The organism is Sneathiella marina, from assembly GCF_023746535.1.
In the GTDB taxonomy this organism is placed as follows: domain Bacteria; phylum Pseudomonadota; class Alphaproteobacteria; order Sneathiellales; family Sneathiellaceae; genus Sneathiella; species Sneathiella marina.
In genome coordinates, this window is the sequence record NZ_CP098747.1 from 2,576,305 (window position 1) to 2,595,005 (window position 18,701).

Here is an 18,701-nt window from a genome sequence, read left to right on the forward strand (position 1 = left end):
CTGTCTATTTTTAACATTTTGTATTTTGCACCCTTTAATCATGAGTACTTTTTCACATGCCCTTATATTTGGACATTTAGGTGAAAAAAACTGAAAATCATAATTGAACTTTCCTGACTTTCTTCAAAAATGACGATAGTATTTCTGGCTAGATCGTCAACGGAAAAATTTTACAGAATTCAATTTTTTGCCAAAACAGCTTCTTCGGTACCTCAAATTTTGCCCTTTTAACTTCTCCCGCCTTCCTATATGCAACTACCAATAACTGGACAATAACCATAAGGAGACAGAACGAATGAGAGACGAGACCAAGCTGGTGACGGCGGGCCGGGATCCGGAAGGAAATTTTGGTGTCGTGAACGCCCCTGTCTATCATGCGTCGACGATTCTTTATCCCTCTTTGGAAGCTTTGCAAAAAACCCATGCCGCCCGCGCAGCAGGTGAACGGGTCGTCTCCTATGGCCGCAAGGGCACCCCGACAACCTGGTCCTTGGAAGATGCGATTACCGCCCTCGAAGGGGGGTACAGATGCCAGGTTTTCCCGTCCGGCCTCGCGGCCTGTTCTAACGCCATGATGGCCTTTTTGAAAACCGGCGATCATCTTCTGATTACAGATAGTGTCTATGGGCCAAGCCGCTCCTTCTGCGATACCGTCCTGCGCCGCTTCGGTGTCGAGGTAACCTACTATGATCCGTTAATTGGCGCCGGAATAGCGGATCTGATCCAGCCTAATACAACTGTTCTATATGTGGAGGCACCAGGCTCACAGACCTTCGAAATGCAGGACATCCCTACGTTAACGGAAGTTGCTCATGGCAAAGGGCTGGTGGTTATGATGGATAATACCTGGGCGTCACCGCTGTTTTGCAAGCCCTTCGATCTGGGTGTTGATGTCTCTATTCAAGCAGGCACAAAGTATGTGGTTGGCCATTCTGACGTGATGATCGGAACTGTAACGGCGACGAAAGAATGCTGGCCAGCACTGGAAGCGAGCGCCGGGGCATTCGGTCAAACTGCTGGGCCCGATGATGTCTATCTGGCGCAGCGCGGGATCCGTACTTTGTCCGTTCGATTGAAGCAGCATATGGAAAGTGGTATTGCCATCGCTGAGTGGCTAAAGGGCCGGCCGGAAGTTCACTCCGTCCTGCATCCTGCCCTGCCAGATCATCCGGGACATGACATTTGGAAGCGGGATTTTCTTGGCGCTTCTGGCTTGTTTTCGCTCCGTTTGAATGCCGTTTCAAAAGACGCCATTGCCGCCTTTATCGACGATCTTGAATTGTTCGGAATGGGCTATTCTTGGGGCGGATATGAGAGTCTGGTGGTCTTGGCAGATCCGACGTCATACCGGACGGCAACCCACTGGGATAATACCAACCCTCTTCTTCGTTTCCATATCGGATTGGAAGCTGTTGATGACCTGATTGGCGATTTAAGCGCGGGTTTTGACAGGCTAAATACAGCAAAATAGTGTATTAAAAGCGAATCGCTGTTGAGAAACTGAGATAAGGAATAGGGTTAACAGGTTGAATCGCATCCGGATTATGACCTTTTTGAAATTTAGGACACGCGCATGAACGCAGATCTATTACGTCAAATCAGCTTCGATAAAGCCGGACTTGTCCCGGCGATCGCCCAACAGCATGATAGCGGTGAAGTGTTGATGATGGCCTGGATGAACGCGGATGCCGTCACGGAAACCCTGGAATCGGGCCGGGTATGCTATTGGTCCCGCTCCCGCGCTGCTTTGTGGCGTAAAGGGGAAAGCTCCGGTCATGTTCAGAAACTGGTGGATTTTCGCGTTGATTGTGATGGCGATACAATATTGCTGCTTGTCGATCAAACCGGCGTCGCCTGCCACACGGGCCGGCATAATTGCTTTTTTACCTCCTTTAAAGACGGAAAAAGTGAGGTAATTGCTGACGTTATGGTCTCCCCGGAAGATATGTACGGAAAGCCGGCAGACCCGTCATGATGCTGTCTGCGGAAGAATGGGATGTTATCCAGCTTTCCTTGAAAGTCGCCATCTGGTGCGTGCTGGTAACCCTGCTTCCCGCCATTGCTCTGGCTTGGGTCCTCGCCCGCCGGGATTTCTATGGAAAGACGGTCTTGAATGCCCTTGTCCATTTGCCCATTGTCCTGCCGCCCGTGGTCGTCGGCTATTTTTTGCTGATTACCCTGGGTCGCCGCGGCTTAATCGGAAGCTGGCTCTTAGAAACATTTGATATCTCGTTGATATTTAACTGGAAAGGTGTTGTGGTGGCAACCGCTGTCATGTCTTTTCCATTAATGGTACGGACGATCCGGCAGGGGATTGAAGCCATTGATCAAAATTTGGAAGTCGCCGCCCAAACCCTCGGCCGGTCGCCATTATTTGTGTTCCTGTCCATAACGCTTCCGCTTGCGCTTCCCGGAATTTTCGCCGGTGCTATTCTCGGCTTTGCCCGGGCCTTGGGTGAATTTGGGGCAACCATTACCTTTGTCTCCAATATTCCCGGTGAAACCCGGACCCTGCCGCTCGCCATTTATTCCTTGCTGCAAGTCCCCCATAGTGAGGACGCCGTCATGCGTCTGGTCATAATCTCCGTTCTCCTGGCCTTTGCCGCCATCGCCCTTTCCGAATGGCTGGCGCATCGTTCTCTTAGAAAGTTGGGAGTACGGGATTAATGCTGGACGTTCATCTGAAAAAGCAATTCGATAGCTTCAATCTTGATGCGACCTTCTCGGCTGGTCCGGGCATTACCGCCTTGTTTGGCCCCTCCGGCGCCGGGAAATCCACCATCGGTAAAATGCTGGGCGGAATGTTGGCCCCCTCGGAAGGCCATATCGCCATCGACGGGCACATGGTTTTTGACTCCAGCTCGCGCCTCAATACCGCTGCTTATAAACGGGAAATAGGCTTTGTTTTTCAAGAGCATAGATTATTTCCGCATTATACGGTCCGCGGCAACCTGAAATATGGCTCCCGGCGGCGGCGAGATGGAACGCCAACCTTTAAGTTCGACGAAATTGTCTCGCTGCTTGACTTGAGGCAGGTTTTGGACAGGCGACCTAACACCCTGTCTGGCGGTGAGCAGCAACGGGTGGCAGTTGCCCGCGCCCTTTTGAGCAACCCCCGCATTTTGGTCATGGACGAGCCACTGTCCAGCCTTGATGATGCCCGCAAGAATGAAATCCTGCAGCTTCTGGAAACTCTGAAACGAGAATTGAATCCGACAATATTGTATATCTCTCATTCAATATCAGAAATCAGCCGGCTGGCGGACAGCCTGGTTCTGATCGACAAGGGTGAGATCAAGGGATTTGGCCCCCTGGAGGAAACGCTGAACAGGTTGGACCTGTTCCCCTTTAGTGGTGGATATGATGCTGGATCCGTCGTGACAGCCACGGTTGCCCGACATGATACAACCTATCAGATGTCGGAACTGGAAACCGCAGGCGGGCGTTTGTTTATTCCCGGATGCAAAACTGCGGTTGGGGCGAAATTACGATTGCGTATTCGCGCCCGCGACGTGGCCATATCAATGTCGGAGCCGTCTGACATATCAATCCTTAATCGGTTTAAGGGGACGTTAAGCGACCATCGTTCCGGTGCGGACGGGATGGAAGAGTTACTTTTGGATGTCGGCTTCCCCCTCACCGCACGGATTACCCGCCAATCCTATGAGCAGCTGAACCTTACGGTTGGGTGTTCCCTTTGGGCATTGGTCAAATCCGTTACCATCAGCGCCTGACACCGACTTATTTTGATCCCTGCCCGGATGTCATGGCAAGCGTATTGATATAGTCTTCGATCGCCGTTCGATCCTTCAGATAAAGGCTTTTCCCTTTTTTCAGAACCATGGCTTCCTGAGTAAGCTGGCCAAGAACCCGTGCCACGGTTTCCCGCGTCGTTGAGACACGGCTGGCAATCACGCTTTGTGTGGGCATGGGATAAATGATCCAGGAGTCTGGCGTGACAGGATCAGGTTCCGCCATCCGGATCAGTTCCTGGCAGACCCGCTGTACGGCGCCCAACGTGGACAAATCCAGAATACGGTCATCATTGACCCGGATAATCCGGGCAAGTCGCTGCAGCACAGCCATCATGATATCCGGATGGGTCATCAACAACTCTTTGAAATTTTCAGGGCTTAACGACGCCACTAGACATTTGGAGCGAGCGATAACGTTGGCCGACCGTGGTCGTCCGTCGATGGCTGAAAGCTCTCCGAAATAATGGCCGGCTTCAACTGTTGCATAAGCAACTTCCCGGCCGGTCACACCGAAATTGACAATATTGACGCTGCCTTCAGCCACGAAGAATACGTCACGGCTTTCCGTCGAGCGCTCGAGAATCTGTTCTGCGTTTTGAAAGACCCGCCAGACGCATTTGGCACCAAGGGCGGTTCGATCCTCGGGCGACAGGTCTTTGAAAAGTTCTATGTTATCAAGATTTTGCATAACGTATTTTATCTGATCCAACTGACTTTTGCGAACGGAACATGGTATTTTTGTTGTCGCAGATTACGGAGAGAACGGCCCAAGAGCAATAAAGATTTGATTTGACAGAAAAATTTCCTTCCCGGAGTGAAAAAAAGATAAGATAATTGAACGAGAAATCTTCATGAATAAGGAACGGGCTTGGCACATTTAACCTGGATAAAAAATCCGCTGGCAATTCTTGCGGACAATGCCACGGGCGGCATTGTCATCAAGGATCAGGAAATCGTTGAACTGCTCCGTGCCGGGGCCTCTCCGACCGTTGATCCTGCAGACCGGTTGACAGTTTTTGATGCCTCTTCACATGTGGTATTGCCGGGTCTTATCAATGTCCATCATCATTTTTACCAGACCCTGACACGGGCCTGCCCGGTCGCCATCAACAAGCCGCTTTTTCCCTGGCTGAAATCACTCTATCCGCTTTGGGCCGAACTGGACGGGGACATGATGCGTCAGGCCTCCACCCTGGCATTGGCAGAATCCATGCTCTCGGGATGCACGACGGCGTCCGACCATCACTATCTGTTTCCAAAAGCCCTACCCGATGCCATCGATATTCAGGTCGCGCAGGCGAAGATGCTGGGGGTCCGGGTTCACTTGACCCGTGGGTCCATGAGCCTGGGGGTGGATCAGGGCGGCCTGCCGCCGCAATCAACGGTACAGGATGAGGATGTTATTCTGGATGACAGCGAACGATTAATAAATCTCTATCATGACCCCAACAGCGGCGCCATGGTGCAAATCGCCCTCGCCCCGTGCTCGCCGTTTTCGGTCAGCACGGACTTGATGAAATCTTCCGCTTTGCTGGCCCGGAAATTCGGTGTCAGGTTGCATACCCATCTGGCAGAAACCCATGATGAGACAGATTTTTGCCTGTCCATGTTTGGCCGCCGTCCGGTGGATTATCTGGAAGATGTCGGATGGCTGGCCGGGGATGTCTGGCTTGCCCATGGTATTCATTTCAATGATGAGGAAATCAGTCGCCTTGGTAAAGCCGGGGTCGGTATCGCCCATTGCCCGTCGTCGAATATGATCCTGTCTTCCGGCATCGCCAGAACACTGGAGCTGGAGCGAGCGGGATCCCCCATTGGTCTTGGTGTTGACGGATCCGCCTCCAATGACGGATCAAACATGATTCAGGAAGTCCGGCAGGCCTTGTTACTGCAACGTCTGCGCTACAAGGCCAGCGAGATCACGCATCATTCCGCTTTTCGTTGGGCCACGGAAGGATCTGCCCGATGCCTGGGTCGCACCGATATTGGAAAGCTTGAAGTCGGCAAACAAGCCGACCTTGCCTTGTTCAAACTGGATGAGCCGCGGTTTTCCGGCTCCGGTGATCCCCTTGCCGCCTTGATCCTGTGCGGGGCGCATCAGGTGGATGCCTTGATGATCGCCGGTGACTGGCGTGTGCAGCAGGGAGAAATACCAGATCTTGATATGGCGGAGCTTATGCATCATCATCACCAACTGGGATTGAAGTTGCAGGCGGGTAGCGCGTAACCGGACAGGTGATAATGTGAAGAATGATATGGACAAGCAGCTCGACTTCTTGTTCGAAAATCTCGATTTAAAGGCGAAATCCCTTCTGGTGACAGTATGGGGCGATTGCGTCGCCCCCCATGGCGGGACCGTCTGGCTGCGGAGTTTGATCAATCTTGTCGAACCGCTCGGGCTTAACGACCGAATGGTCAGGACTGCGGTATTCCGCCTGCAAAAGGATCAGCTTCTGTCGTCCGAACAACAGGGCCGCAAGAGTTTCTACAGCCTGACAGAAAATGGCCGTCACCGTTTTGCCGAAGCCACCCATCGTATCTACGCAGCTGAAGACATGCCGTGGAATGAAAAATGGGTTTTGGTCTTCGCCGCCCGGCGTGACATGAGCGAAAAAGACAGGCGGCAATTGCAGACAGAGCTTGGATGGCTTGGCTTTGGCAGCCTCGGGGCCGGTATCTTCGCCCATCCGACTATATCCCTGCCGTCGGTGGAATCCGTGCTCAGCGATCTGGGATTGAAGGAACGGGCAACCCTTTTATATGGCAGCAGCCTCCCGCAATCACAATTTGGCGCACCGGATGCACTGGTCCGCAAGGGTTGGAATTTGGAAACCCTGGAAGCGGATTACCAGCAGTTCATTGACCGGTTCACAGGATTTTTATCACTGAAAGAACAGAAACCTGCCATCGACGAAAAAAAATGTTTCATTATTAGGAGCCTTCTGGTGCATGATTATCGTCGCGTTCTGTTACGGGATCCGATGCTGCCAGCAAAACTGCTGCCTGATGGATGGAATGGAAATCAGGCACGGGCTTTGTTTCAGCAGATTTATCAACAGGTCTGGGAGGGCGCCGAAAGGCATTTGTTGAATGTGCTGGAAAATTCCACTGGGAGATTGCCTCCCGCGTCAGAAGAATTTAAAGCCCGCTTCGGCGGCCTGAAAACGGTAAACGAGTAGTAGAGATGGTAGCAGGCTTAAAGATTGTTATTGTCGGATCCGGTCCGGCAGGAATGTACGCCGCAGGGGCAATCGTAAAGAAAAACCCGGAAAGTGTTATAGATATCGTCGATAAACTGGCCACGCCCTACGGGTTGGTCCGGGCAGGAGTGGCCCCCGATCACCAGACAACCAAGAATGTTACCCGGGCCTATGACAAGGTCATGGAAAATGACAATGTCCGGTTTGTCGGAAATATCGGCCTTGGCGACGATATTCCTCTTGATAAATTACGGGATCTGTACGATGTCGTTATTATTGCAACCGGGACGCCGAAAGATCGAAATCTAGGCATTCCCGGAGAAGACAAGGATGGCGTCTTTGGCGCTCAGACTTTTGTTTACTGGTATAACGGCCATCCCGAGTATCGGGACGCTGTCCCTAACCTGGACATCACAACAGCCGTTGTTATCGGAAATGGAAATGTCGCCCTTGATGCCGCCCGTATCCTGATGCGAACAGAGGAAGAGATGGCCCATTCCGATCTTGCCGACCATGCCGCCACAGAGATTTTCAATAGTCCGCTGCAGTCCGTTCATGTGGTTGGCCGCCGGGCACCGGAAAATGCTCAGTTCTCGTCGAAGGAATTAAGCGAATTTGGCGACCTCACATCAGCTAAGACCTATACGGACAAAACAAACCTGCCGGAGGAATTCATCTCCGAGGATAAAAAAGAAACCAAGGTTGTGAACACCAATCTGGACTTACTCCGGAGTTTCGAACAAATCGGCCCCGGCATTAAGGGCCGGTCAGTTCATCTGGACTTTCTGGCAAGCCCCATTGAGGTCATGGGCGATACATCCATTACCGGTGTCCGCTTCGAACGCAATGAAATTGTCGACGGCAAGGCCGTGGGGACCGGAGAAACCTATGATATCGACTGTCAGCTTCTTGTCTCCTGTATCGGCTATGAAATGGGTATCCTCGAAGGGCTGCCCGTTGAGAAAGGCATTGTAAAAAATGACGAAGGCTGCATTGCCGATGGCCTGTATGTGGTCGGTTGGGCGAAGCGCGGCCCGTCGGGTACCATCGGGACGAACCGGATTGATAGCCAGAATGTGGTCGATAGAATTCTTGGTGATTTTGACACGGGCGGAAATCCGGACAAAGCCGGTCCTGCAGGTCTGGACCAATGGTGTCAGGACAGAAATATCCGGGCCGTGTCGTTTGACGACTGGAAGAAAATAAACGCAGCCGAAATCGACCGGGCGGGCGATCAATCCCCGCGCCGGAAATTTGTCCGGACCCGCGATATGCTGTCTCTGCTGAAGGAAGGCAGCTAACCCATGCTGATTGCCCAGATTACAGATATGCATGTGGTATTACCTGACGATCCGATGGCGGAGCTGTATCAGACCGCTGACCGACTGGCGGAAGCTGTCCGGCATCTCAACATAACGGTCAATAAGCCAGATATGGTTTTTATGACGGGAGATCTGGTGAACTGCGGGAAAGTTAAAGAATATGAGTTGCTGCGGGAGCTGATATCACCGCTCGGCATGCCGGTGTATCTTATGGCCGGGAATCATGACGACTGTGACAACCTGCGCTCTGTTTTTCCTGATCATGACTATCTTCCAGCCACAGGTCCCCTCTGTTATGCCATCAATGACGGGCCGCTGAAACTTATTGCACTGGACACCAACTTACCCGGTAAATCGCAAGGTCAGCTGGGCGATGCCCAACTAGCCTGGCTTGATGCCGAACTGCAAGCCTGCACGGATCGAAACGCCCTGATTTTCATGCATCATCCGCCGTTCAGAACCGGCCTGGTCACCATGGATGACATGAACTTGATCGATGCCGACGCCTTTGGCGAGGTTGTTTCCCGTCACAGCAATATTGAACGTATTCTATGTGGCCATCTGCATCGGGCAACCCAGACCCTGTATAAAGGCACATTGGCGCAAACCTGTCCCTCCACTTCCCATCAGATCAATCTGCTTCTGGGGGAGACGAATGAGCTGGAAACAGTGAAGGAGCCACCGGAGCTTTTGCTGCATTACTGGACGGAGGAGGACGGCCTGGTCACCCATAATGACTATGTGAAAAACTACCCCGCCGTCTGGAAAATGAAAAGTGGCGTTCAGTAAACAAGCCGGTCTCGCCTACCCCCGATAATCCAGACCCATTTGCCAGAATCCAACTTCCAACCGGGTTGCGTCGCGAAAAATCTTGGAAATTTGCGGTGCTCGCTGGTCTGTCATATATCTGGCGGACAGCTCATTAAGATGGGCCTGCGTATTCTTGACCACTTCCTGATAATCGTCGCTGGCATACATGTCGATCCAGGACATATAGGGGTTGCCCTCCACCACCGTCTCCGGGGAGGCTTTCAACCGCGCGCCAATCTCGCCATAGCCAATGACGCATGGACTGAGCGCGATCAACAAATCGAACACATCCCCGGCCATTCCCCGGTCCAGCACATAACGGGTGTAGGCTAGATTCTCCTGCGCTTCCTCCACATGTTCCAGCGTCTCAACGTCGATACCCCACTCCTTGCAATAGGAAATATGCATATCCATTTCCACATTGATCAAACCATGCAGGGTTTCGGACACGGTCCGCATCTCTGCTAGGGAATGGGATTTGAAAATCGCCAGCGCATACGCGCGCGCGAAATGGATTAAAAAGACATAATCCTGTTTCAGGTAATATTGAAACATCTCTTTTGGCAAATCCCCGCGTTGCAGGGCAGCAATAAATTCATGATGGGTATAGGCGTGCCATACGTCCTGATTTTCTGATTTCAATCGATCGAAAATACCGTTTTTTATCATAACGTTACGCCTTGCGGAGAGGGAGTGGGTTTAACTAGAGAAGCAGGTTGTTCGAGCCGCTGGGTAGATTAACGACAAGGCCGTCAAGTTCTTCGGTAATCCGAATTTGGCAGCCAAGCCGGGAGGTCCGCGTCAGGCCATAGGCCAGGTCCAGCATATCCTCCTCGTCGTCATCTGCATCCGGCAAGCGGTCAAAATCTTCTTCATCAACAATAATATGACATGTCGAACACGCGAGACTGCCTTCACATGCCCCTTCCAGATCAAGTTTATTCCGATGGGCGATTTCTAAAATGGACATGCCCAAAGGCGCCTCCACTTCCAGCTTGCTGCCATCGGGCTTAATAAAAGTCATCTTGGGCATAAAATATTGGCTCCTGATTAATCCACCTATTTTACCTATCGTGCTGATTGTTCGCTGTCCAGCTCTAAGGGTATATAATCAGTTGATTTTCGCTGAAATAAGGCAGTCCAGCATTTTAACAGGGCATCAATATCTGATTGGGCCGTTGTCGGGCCAAGACTGATGCGGATTGCTGTTCCGGCTTCGCCTTCGGGCACGCCCATGGCCATCAGGACGTGGCTGGCCTTGACCTTGCCCGATGAACAGGCAGAGCCCGCGCTCACCGCGACACCGGCCAGATCAAAGTTCATCACCTGTAGCTCCGACGGGACGCCGGGCATGGAGACAGAAACCGTGTTGGGTAACCGCGGAACATCGGCCCCATAAATCACGGCCCCGGGCGAGACATCGTTAATCGCGCGTTCCAGACCATCGCGTAGCTGCCGCACGTTATCCTGTTCAGCAAGCCGCGCGTCGGCCAGCGCGGCGGCTACCCCAAATCCGACAATTCCGGCGACATTTTCTGTTCCGGCCCGCCGTCCCAACTCCTGCCCGCCCCCTTTAACTACGGGCTCGATGGCCACCCCCTCACGTAAGACCAGCGCCCCCATTCCCTGGGGGCCACCGAATTTATGAGCGGAGATTGACATCATATCAACGCCAAGGTCTTTAAAATCAACGGGGATCTTGGCAACGGCCTGAATGGCGTCACAATGTAAAAGGGCTTCATATCGGTGAACAATTTGGGCGATTTCCTTAACCGGCTGGATAACGCCGGTTTCATTATTGGCCATCATGACAGAAACCAGTACCGGTGCCGATGCCGCCTGTAATTGCGCTTCCAGATCAGACAGGTCTGCAAGTCCATTATGGTCCACCCGAACAACAACAGGCTCATGCGCCAAGGCAACCGACAAAATTGAGTCATGTTCGGTGGCCGAGATCATGAGCTGCCGGTTGGGCAATCCGGACAGGGCGAAATTATTTGCTTCCGTACCGCCAGAGGTGAAGATGATTTCGGGCGCTTTACAATTGATCAGCCCGGCGATCTGCCGCCGTGCCTCTTCCACTTTATTGCGCGAAGAGCGCCCCTGCTGATGGACGGAAGATGGATTGCCCCCCTCTTCCATGGTTGCCACCATCGCGGCGATAACTTCGGGCCGGATCGGCGCTGTCGCATTGAAATCAAGATAGATTATATTAGTCATGCCCATAAAATAGGCCCTGCCGATGGTTGCGGCAAGGCCTTACTCCTGTCCTGCAGAAGAGATATTAAAGTTCGCTTTTTCGATCCGGTGCCGTCGATTTTTCAGACGGTTTCTTTCCTTCCAGCGGAAGCGTCGTTTCCGGCGCAGAACCATTTTCGCGTTCCAGTTCTTCCACCCGCATCGACAGCGATTGTACTTTATCCAACAAGCCATCCATGACCTTAAAGACCGGATCCGGCAAATCATGTGTTCCGACACCATATGCCGCAAACTTCGCATCTTCTCGTACTTTTTTCGACGCGCTGACGGCACGGGCGGGTATGCCGACAACCGTTGTCCGCTCGGGTACATCTTTCAAGACAACGGAATTCGCACCAACCCGCGCGCAATTGCCGACGGTGATCGGTCCGATGATCTGAGCGCCGGAGGCAATAATAACGTTATCGTTCAATGTGGGATGACGTTTTACGCCCCGTTGCGAATCTGAATCGATCGACGGCGCCACGCCGCCAAGGGTGACCCCCTGGTATAATGTGACATTATCGCCAATTTCAGCAGTCTCACCGACAACGATGCCCGTGCCATGGTCCATAAAGAACTTCCGGCCGATGCGGGCACCGGGATGAATTTCAATGCCGGTTATAAAACGGCTAAACTGCGAGAGAAACCGCGCAGTTATGCGCCATTTTCGGGACCAGAGCCAATGCGCTATCCGGTGGCTGACGATAGAATGGAAGCCTGGATAGAGCAACGCGACTTCGAATCTGCTCCGCGCTGCGGGGTCCCGCTCCATAACGCAGGTAATTTCTTCGCTTATATGCTTGAACATTTACCTATACCTTCTGTATTGTGCCGCACTTGATGCGGAAATCATCGGAGGTTGTTTATAGCGCCCTTAACTACGAGATATATGTATTTCACACGTCCAGTCAAGGACCGAAAGACAATTGTAGCTGGCATTTCAACACTATACCGGTACAGATGCAACAGAATTAGAATTTTTTGGTCGGTATGCCGGCCCAGATTTAGGAATAATACGAATAATGCCTGACGTAATTTTTAATGGACCAGAAGGCCGCCTTGAAGGGCGCTATCATCATTCGGAAATTACCAATGCCCCACTTGCACTGGTTTTACATCCTCATCCGCAATATGGCGGAGCGATGAATAACAAGGTTGTCTATCACCTGTTTACGACGTTCAAAAGACGGGGATTTTCCGTTCTTCGGTTTAATTTCCGCGGTGTTGGCCGTAGTCAGGGTGATTATGACAGCGGCATTGGCGAATTGTCAGATGCAGCCTCAGCACTTGACTGGATGCAGACCCATAATCCGAATGCGCCCGCTGTCTGGATCGCCGGCTTTTCCTTTGGTGCCTGGATCTCCATGCAGCTGTTGATGCGGCGCCCCGAAGTTGCCGGCTTCATTTCCGTCGCACCGCCAGCCAATATGTACGACTTCTCGTTTCTGGCGCCCTGCCCGTCATCGGGTATCATCATTCATGGTGAGAAAGACGTGCTTGTCCCGCAAAGCGATACATTGAAGCTTGTCGAAAAACTACAGTCTCAAAAAGGCATTGTCATTCATCATGACGAAATTCCCAATGCGGATCATTTTTTCGAAAACAGCCATGATGCCTTGATGCAATCCGTTGACGGCTACCTTGATATGCGCCTGCATGGCGGAGACGAAGAATAAAGGCTATCCGGCGGAGCTCAGGCGAGATGACGAGGCGGCATACAGCGTTCCGCCGGTCATCGGTTTGGGCACACCGGTTGTGGTTGGCAGACTGAGTGGCAATCCTTTCAAGCTTCGAACAGCGAGAAAGGCAAAGGCTTCGGCTTCCAGGTCATCTCCGCGCCAGCCAACATCCTCAACCGGGCCAACCGGCGCAGCGACAGCTTCTGAAATCAGGCGGATAAGCTCGGGGTTTTTTCGGCCGCCTCCCGTCAGTAACCAGCGCTTGGGCGGTGCGGGTAAATGAGCCAGTGACTTTCTGATGCTTTCGCTGGTGAAGCGCAGCAAAGTGGCTGCGCCATCTTCCAAAGAAAGACCCTGCACAGCAGCCGTCGGGAACTGGTCCCGATCCAGGCTTTTCGGAGGGGCAATGTCAAAATAAGGATGGTCCATCAACTGCTCAAGCACCTGCATATTGACTGTCCCTGTCGCAGCCAGTCTCCCATCTTCATCATATGTCCGGCCGGTATGCCGAAGCACCCAATCATCCACCAATGCATTTGCGGGCCCGGTATCAAAGGCGAGAACGGTATCGCCCTCTATGTAGGTTACGTTTCCGACCCCCCCTAAATTGAGAACGGCCAGCGGCCCGTCAAGCCCGCGGGATAACGCCTGATGATAGAGCGGTGCGAACGGGGCGCCTTCACCGCCGGCGGCCACATCTTCCACTCGAAAGCCGGCAATGGTATCAATTCCCGTCAGGTCCGCCATCAACTGGCCATCCCCGATTTGCACGGTTATTCTATTCGCCGGGTCATGAAATATGGTCTGCCCATGAAATCCGATGAGATTGATATCCGCCGGCGTCAACCCGTTGCGGGCTAGCAGATCCTGTACAATATCGCTCTGTATCCGTGTAAAGTCCGCAATCAGATCCGCAGATGCCGTTTGCTGTCCCAGACAGGTGCGCAGCTTGTCGCGAAATTCCGTTTCATATGTCGTTGAGCAGACGGGCCCGTGCTCAAATACCTGAACACCATCTGTTTTGATCAGCGCGGCGTCTATCCCATCCAGAGAGGTTCCGCTCATCAATCCGATCACCGTGAAGGAATGATTTGAACCGTTATCTTGCCAATTCTGCGCCATTTCCAATCCTGCCCTTTAAATTAGGTTCCCTTATGTGCTAAAGGAGTGCTCGCATCCAACCTACTAGAAACAGATTAATTTCCAATGACAGATTTAAGCTCGCAATTCCTGAACGTGTTTACCGAACGCGGATACCTTCATCAATGTACAGATATCGAGGCTTTGGATAAAGCCTTTGATGACGGCATTGTGCCTGTCTATATCGGTTTTGACTGCACCGCGACAAGCCTGCATGTGGGAAGTTTGATGCAGATCATGATTTTGCGCTGGCTGCAGAAAAGCGGCCATAAGCCCATCGTCCTGATGGGCGGCGGAACGACGAAAGTCGGTGATCCCACGGGCCGCGATGAAAGCCGCCCCATTATCACGGACGAAATCATCGAAAAAAACATGAACGGCATTAAAAGGGTGTTTGAGAAGTTTCTGACTTTCGGCGATGGCCCAACAGATGCAATTATGGTCAATAATGCGGACTGGCTCGACAAGCTGGAATATATTCCGTTTTTACGGGAATATGGTCGGCATTTTTCCATCAACCGCATGTTGTCTTTTGAAAGCGTCAAACTGCGCCTGGACCGCGAAGAATCCATGAGCTTTCTGGAATTCAACTACATGATCCTGCAGGCATATGACTTCGTTGAGTTAAAGAAAAATTACAATTGTCAGGTACAAATCGGTGGCTCTGACCAATGGGGAAACATTGTCAATGGCGTGGAACTGGGTCGTCGCACCAACGGCTTCAACCTGTTCGGACTGACGTCGCCACTTTTATCCACCGCATCCGGCGTTAAAATGGGCAAGACGGCTGGCGGTGCTGTTTGGTTGAACGAAGATATGCTGTCAGCCTATGATTACTGGCAATATTGGCGGAATACGGAGGATGCGGATGTCGGGCGCTTCTTGAAGCTCTTTACCGAAATCCCGCTCGACGAAATATCCCGGCTGGAAGCCCTTCAGGGGCAGGACCTTAACGACGCCAAAAAAATTCTGGCTGACGCCTGTACAACCATGGCCCATGGTGAAGAGGCCGCAAAGGCCGCTGCAGAAACCGCCCGCCAGACGTTTGAAGCCGGGGAAACCTCGGAAGGGCTACCAACTCTGGAAATTCCGTCAGCAGAATTAAAGCAGGGAATTCCAGCGTTTATCCTGTTCCAAAAAACCGGATTATGCAGCTCAAGCTCCGAAGCACGCAAGCTAATCAAGGGCGGCGGCGCCCGCCTGAATGACGAGAAAATAAGCGATGAAAAACTGCTGCTGACAGACATCCATCTGGACAGTTCGGGCCGGCTCAAGCTTTCAGCGGGTAAAAAACGTCATCATCTGGTAATCCCGGCCTAGAAATTCCGGGTCACGGATCAACACTATTATTTTTTCCACCGATATTGTCTGGCGGGACAATATCGGTTTGATCCCAGGGCTCAAAAAACATGCGGCGTAAAATACCCGGCGCTAATGCTGAAACGGCATTTACACTGACATCAGGGTCTTCCAAACCGCCCGTCACCTTATAGGAAAAGCCGAAGATCCCCTCCCCTTTTTTACCGACCAGCAATGTGCCTAAAATGGGAATATTACCAAGAGCAGAATTAAGCGTATAAGATGGGATTACCGTGCCAAAAGCATCTATGGTACCTTTTGGCTGGCTAATTTTTCCGGTGACCGTAATGCCGATCGAACCGACGGCTCGAAGATCCTTTGTGGTCAATATTCCATTTTCGTAGGTGAAGGGGCCTTCGATTGTCGCAAACACGATGCCATCCCCATTGAGCAAATCGACAATACCACCTAGCGATCCCAAGGTCAGGACCTTGCCAAGCACCGGCGCATCAACAAGCCGTACATTTTCAATATCAACCGTACCTGTTGCCGGGCGCCCTTCCACGGTGTCATCAATTTCCGCACTAAGTGTCAGTTTCCCATCTCGCAAATCATCATAAAGGTCCAACCCTGCAAACAAGGAGCCCGCGTCATCGGTGACAAAGCTCAACAGCCGCGTGGTTGAACGATCCTCAATTTTAAAGCTGATGTCTGAACCATTGCCAAATTTTCCGGTTAGGTCAGCGGTCATTATCAGACTACCTTCAATATCCATATCGGCCTGGATATTATTCAGCGACTTATCTGCGTCGAGCAAAAGCTTGTCCAGACGGCCTGAAATTCTGAGGTTTCGGTCTAACGCCAAACCCTCAACATCTGCCTCGTTGAAATCATAGGTCCCAACGACAAAGGGGCGCAAATCAAATTGGCGGCCGTTGAACTCGACTTCCATGAAATCCGTCCCGTCATCCTTGAAAATAAACCCAAGGTCATTGGATCCAAAGGTTAGGGATGGAACATCCATCCTGATGACAGAGTTATCGCGAAGGACGGCACTCCCATTTGCTTTTAACCCACCAGCCACAATTTTGACATCGGACAGGTTCACATCCCCGTCCGGTTTGGAATTAATATTTGCTGTTATGTTGCCCGGTACGGAAATTTCTTTCGACCAGCGTAAGCCTTCCATCGTAATCTCTGTATCTGTGAGATCAGCGGCAAAATTTCCTGTTGTGGAGCCATCAGGGCGGGTTTCAATCGTGAAATCAAGCTTAACAAGGCCTCCAATATAATCATTGGCAATGTCCAGCGCTTCCCTATCTGCCTCGTCCAAATCAAGTTTGACATGATAGGATCGATACCCGGCTTTGGCACCATCAAACCAGCTTTGTGCTTCAATTACCGACTCAACGCCCTTTATTTTGCCGACACCCTGAATATCAATACCGGTCGCATCCACTTCAACCAACATATTGGCATCGGACAAATTCACGTCTTCAACAACATCGGCAATAAAGGCATCCTTAAACGTTCCCTTGGCTTCATAGCCGACCCGCTCCATTGTCAGGTCATCTTTCAAGGGAAACTGGAAAGAAGCGTCGACAACGCCCGTTCCCGTCATTTCAGCAAGAGTAATGCCATACTCGGTCGCAAATCCCAGAGGGTCCTGGTCCAGGAATGTAAAGATATCCTTGCTTTTGCCTTCCACATGAACATTGATATCGGCCCGCTGGGTTTCTTTGTCAAAGCCGAATATATGCACTTTGTCAGAGGTGACATTCATATCGCCAAGCTTGCCTGTCAAGTTTGTCAACATGACACCACTTGCCGTTAAGACGGCATCCCCTTTGATATCCGTCACTTTGTCAAGCGGCGGAAAATAATTTGTCGAAGCCCCGTCGATTTTGAATTTCAATGTCACAGCGTCAGCAGGAATATCGCCCGACTCTAAAGAACCGGCGGGAAGATTTACATCAAATGTTGCCGATGGAACCTCGCCGTCCCGAATACGCGCCGTGACCCAGTTATATCCATCCACTGCCATGGAATATGGCCAGAAACGGCCAAGATCGTTGGTTTTCAGATTACGGACATCCCCGGATAGTTTTAGGCCGATGCCCTCTTGCGCCAGGGCAATCGAACCGCTCATATCAACAGTCGTTCCCAGGGTAAGCGCCGAAACTTTTTCCAGAGTGACCTCCCTAAAGGCCTGGTCAACCGAGCCGGAAATCTGAAGATTGTCAATTCGCAAGGGCTCATGATACAGGTCTGGTCGGTTAATAAAGCCGATACCTGAGGTAATTTCAAAATCAATATCCTGAAATGAAAAGGTTTCGTCCAAATCCATATGCAACTGACCGGAAACCAACATATCCAGCCCAGCCAATTCGGCAAGTTCAGGAGATTGTTCGGACAACAATTTAAGCGGGACATCCTCAATTTTACCATCCAGCTGCACGCGCTTCAGCTGACGGTCATAGTCCACAAAAGCAATCACATCGACATTTTCTGTCCCGACCTTCAAGGCACCGTTCGCCTGACCGCTCAAACCATTTTCCTGCCGCCAGACAAATAAATCAACATTCCTGGCCTGCCAGAATTTCTCCAGCGGTTCATCTTCTATGAAAATTTTCGTATTGTAGAGTTCAACCCGTGTGAGATAACCGGTAAGGGAGGAAGGGTTCGGCGCCGAGCTTAACTCATCCAGCAAAGCCAATAACGCCTCCTTTGAGGCTTCGTCGAACTCGGGCTTCTGCACCTCCTCCGCCGGTACCTGAGAAGGGCTTTCATTCATCAAGGCATATTGGTAGCCGAATTCAATGCTGCCCTCTTTAGTGCGTGTCAGGCGAATGCTCATGCCGGTAAATTCAAGTTCCGACGGGGCGACCTGCCCTTTCAGGAGGGCTTTTCCGCTAAAGGTTACAGCGACATCCGGGATCGTCGCAATTTGTCGCCCCTTTTTCTTGATCACCAGGTCATCCACGGCAACAACCAGATTCTTGTCCCGGCCATTCCATTCCAGTTCCAGCTTGCCGAAGGCGAGGTTAAATAGTGGATATTGCGCGACCAGTGTCTGTTCAACATAAGGCGCGATATAGGTGAGAGAAACCGGTCCTCTCGCCAATCCCGCGATCACCGCCAAAAGCGCAATAAAGACGAGAACAAATGTGCCCAGGATAACGCGCAGAAAAATTTTAGAAGTCGCTGTTACCAATTGCTTTTTGCGCCTATATTAGTTGCTACTGCCCTGATCAA

General features: G+C 51.6%; 17 protein-coding genes. 10 read left to right on the forward strand and 7 right to left on the reverse strand.

Annotation, left to right across the window (positions count from 1 at the left end; all coding sequences use genetic code 11):
* Positions 1–295: 295 nt before the first annotated feature.
* The 4 genes from metC to modC all read left to right on the forward strand — a co-directional run bounded on the left by metC (position 296) and on the right by modC (position 3,734).
* Positions 296–1,471 (forward strand): cystathionine beta-lyase, encoded by a 1,176-nt coding sequence (gene metC / locus NBZ79_RS12275; protein ID WP_251932723.1) that lies wholly within the window; start codon positions 296–298, stop codon positions 1,469–1,471.
* 102 nt (positions 1,472–1,573) lie between these two features.
* Positions 1,574–1,975 carry a phosphoribosyl-AMP cyclohydrolase gene (gene hisI / locus NBZ79_RS12280; protein ID WP_251932724.1) on the forward strand — a complete coding sequence of 134 codons (402 nt, stop codon included), beginning with the start codon at positions 1,574–1,576 and terminating at the stop codon, positions 1,973–1,975.
* The gene (gene modB, locus NBZ79_RS12285; RefSeq protein WP_251932725.1) at positions 1,972–2,667 is read left to right on the forward strand and encodes a molybdate ABC transporter permease subunit; all 696 of its coding nucleotides are present in this window, start codon (positions 1,972–1,974) and stop codon (positions 2,665–2,667) included. Before hisI ends, modB begins: the two co-directional genes overlap by 4 nt.
* Complete coding sequence (gene modC / locus NBZ79_RS12290; protein ID WP_251932726.1) at positions 2,667–3,734, forward strand: molybdenum ABC transporter ATP-binding protein; 1,068 nt, start codon at positions 2,667–2,669, stop codon at positions 3,732–3,734. The genes modB and modC overlap by 1 nt, the downstream gene beginning before the upstream one ends.
* 7 nt (positions 3,735–3,741) lie before the next feature.
* Here the strand turns inward: modC and NBZ79_RS12295 are convergent, their stop codons facing one another.
* On the reverse strand, positions 3,742–4,443 hold the full coding sequence (locus NBZ79_RS12295; RefSeq protein ID WP_251932727.1) for a Crp/Fnr family transcriptional regulator: 702 nt from the start codon (positions 4,441–4,443) through the stop codon (positions 3,742–3,744).
* A 180-nt stretch (positions 4,444–4,623) separates the two neighbouring features.
* On the opposite strand from NBZ79_RS12295, the gene NBZ79_RS12300 reads away from it, so the two are divergent.
* The 4 genes from NBZ79_RS12300 to NBZ79_RS12315 are packed head-to-tail and all read left to right on the forward strand — an operon-like array spanning position 4,624 to position 9,066.
* Positions 4,624–5,982 (forward strand): 8-oxoguanine deaminase, encoded by a 1,359-nt coding sequence (locus NBZ79_RS12300; protein WP_251932728.1) that lies wholly within the window; start codon positions 4,624–4,626, stop codon positions 5,980–5,982.
* A gap of 16 nt (positions 5,983–5,998) precedes the next feature.
* The gene (gene paaX, locus NBZ79_RS12305; protein ID WP_251932729.1) at positions 5,999–6,934 is read left to right on the forward strand and encodes a phenylacetic acid degradation operon negative regulatory protein PaaX; all 936 of its coding nucleotides are present in this window, start codon (positions 5,999–6,001) and stop codon (positions 6,932–6,934) included.
* Between the two features lie 5 nt (positions 6,935–6,939).
* Positions 6,940–8,256: an FAD-dependent oxidoreductase gene (locus tag NBZ79_RS12310; protein WP_251932730.1), complete on the forward strand. Its 1,317-nt coding sequence runs from the start codon at positions 6,940–6,942 to the stop codon at positions 8,254–8,256.
* Between the two features lie 3 nt (positions 8,257–8,259).
* Complete coding sequence (locus tag NBZ79_RS12315; RefSeq protein ID WP_251932731.1) at positions 8,260–9,066, forward strand: phosphodiesterase; 807 nt, start codon at positions 8,260–8,262, stop codon at positions 9,064–9,066.
* Positions 9,067–9,081: 15 nt separating this feature from the next.
* Here the strand turns inward: NBZ79_RS12315 and tenA are convergent, their stop codons facing one another.
* From tenA to cysE, 4 genes are all read right to left on the reverse strand, one after another.
* Complete coding sequence (tenA, locus tag NBZ79_RS12320; protein WP_251932732.1) at positions 9,082–9,756, reverse strand: thiaminase II; 675 nt, start codon at positions 9,754–9,756, stop codon at positions 9,082–9,084.
* Positions 9,757–9,790: 34 nt separating this feature from the next.
* The gene (locus NBZ79_RS12325; protein WP_251932733.1) at positions 9,791–10,120 is read right to left on the reverse strand and encodes a 2Fe-2S iron-sulfur cluster-binding protein; all 330 of its coding nucleotides are present in this window, start codon (positions 10,118–10,120) and stop codon (positions 9,791–9,793) included.
* Between the two features lie 35 nt (positions 10,121–10,155).
* Positions 10,156–11,307, reverse strand: coding sequence for a cysteine desulfurase family protein (locus NBZ79_RS12330; protein ID WP_251932734.1), 1,152 nt, complete (start codon positions 11,305–11,307; stop codon positions 10,156–10,158).
* 64 nt (positions 11,308–11,371) lie between these two features.
* A complete protein-coding gene (gene cysE, locus NBZ79_RS12335; RefSeq protein ID WP_251932735.1) occupies positions 11,372–12,136 on the reverse strand; it encodes a serine O-acetyltransferase in 765 nt (254 codons plus the stop codon).
* 214 nt (positions 12,137–12,350) lie between these two features.
* Between cysE and NBZ79_RS12340 the strand changes: the two genes are divergently transcribed.
* Positions 12,351–13,004, forward strand: coding sequence for an alpha/beta hydrolase (locus NBZ79_RS12340; protein ID WP_251932736.1), 654 nt, complete (start codon positions 12,351–12,353; stop codon positions 13,002–13,004).
* 3 nt (positions 13,005–13,007) lie between these two features.
* On the opposite strand, the gene NBZ79_RS12345 is transcribed toward NBZ79_RS12340, so the two are convergent.
* Complete coding sequence (locus NBZ79_RS12345; protein ID WP_251932738.1) at positions 13,008–14,129, reverse strand: anhydro-N-acetylmuramic acid kinase; 1,122 nt, start codon at positions 14,127–14,129, stop codon at positions 13,008–13,010.
* 84 nt (positions 14,130–14,213) lie between these two features.
* Between NBZ79_RS12345 and tyrS the strand changes: the two genes are divergently transcribed.
* Positions 14,214–15,467, forward strand: a complete 1,254-nt coding sequence (tyrS, locus tag NBZ79_RS12350; protein ID WP_251932739.1) for a tyrosine--tRNA ligase — start codon at positions 14,214–14,216, stop codon at positions 15,465–15,467.
* Positions 15,468–15,477: 10 nt separating this feature from the next.
* Here tyrS and NBZ79_RS12355 read toward each other — a convergent pair whose 3' ends face one another.
* Positions 15,478–18,660: a DUF3971 domain-containing protein gene (locus NBZ79_RS12355; protein ID WP_251932740.1), complete on the reverse strand. Its 3,183-nt coding sequence runs from the start codon at positions 18,658–18,660 to the stop codon at positions 15,478–15,480.
* Positions 18,661–18,701: the final 41 nt, after the last annotated feature.

Excerpts from the sequence above, each read along its gene's own strand:
- NBZ79_RS12340 (WP_251932736.1), top strand. The coding sequence starts at position 12,351 with ATGCCTGACGTAATTTTTAATGGACCAGAAGGCCGCCTTGAAGGGCGC.
- tenA (WP_251932732.1), bottom strand. The coding sequence starts at position 9,756 with ATGATAAAAAACGGTATTTTCGATCGATTGAAATCAGAAAATCAGGAC.
- NBZ79_RS12325 (WP_251932733.1), bottom strand. The coding sequence starts at position 10,120 with ATGCCCAAGATGACTTTTATTAAGCCCGATGGCAGCAAGCTGGAAGTG.
- tyrS (WP_251932739.1), top strand. The coding sequence starts at position 14,214 with ATGACAGATTTAAGCTCGCAATTCCTGAACGTGTTTACCGAACGCGGA.
- NBZ79_RS12315 (WP_251932731.1), top strand. The coding sequence starts at position 8,260 with ATGCTGATTGCCCAGATTACAGATATGCATGTGGTATTACCTGACGAT.
- modC (WP_251932726.1), top strand. The coding sequence starts at position 2,667 with ATGCTGGACGTTCATCTGAAAAAGCAATTCGATAGCTTCAATCTTGAT.
- NBZ79_RS12295 (WP_251932727.1), bottom strand. The coding sequence starts at position 4,443 with ATGCAAAATCTTGATAACATAGAACTTTTCAAAGACCTGTCGCCCGAG.
- modB (WP_251932725.1), top strand. The coding sequence starts at position 1,972 with ATGATGCTGTCTGCGGAAGAATGGGATGTTATCCAGCTTTCCTTGAAA.
- NBZ79_RS12345 (WP_251932738.1), bottom strand. The coding sequence starts at position 14,129 with ATGGCGCAGAATTGGCAAGATAACGGTTCAAATCATTCCTTCACGGTG.
- cysE (WP_251932735.1), bottom strand. The coding sequence starts at position 12,136 with ATGTTCAAGCATATAAGCGAAGAAATTACCTGCGTTATGGAGCGGGAC.
- NBZ79_RS12310 (WP_251932730.1), top strand. The coding sequence starts at position 6,940 with ATGGTAGCAGGCTTAAAGATTGTTATTGTCGGATCCGGTCCGGCAGGA.
- metC (WP_251932723.1), top strand. The coding sequence starts at position 296 with ATGAGAGACGAGACCAAGCTGGTGACGGCGGGCCGGGATCCGGAAGGA.
- hisI (WP_251932724.1), top strand. The coding sequence starts at position 1,574 with ATGAACGCAGATCTATTACGTCAAATCAGCTTCGATAAAGCCGGACTT.
- NBZ79_RS12330 (WP_251932734.1), bottom strand. The coding sequence starts at position 11,307 with ATGACTAATATAATCTATCTTGATTTCAATGCGACAGCGCCGATCCGG.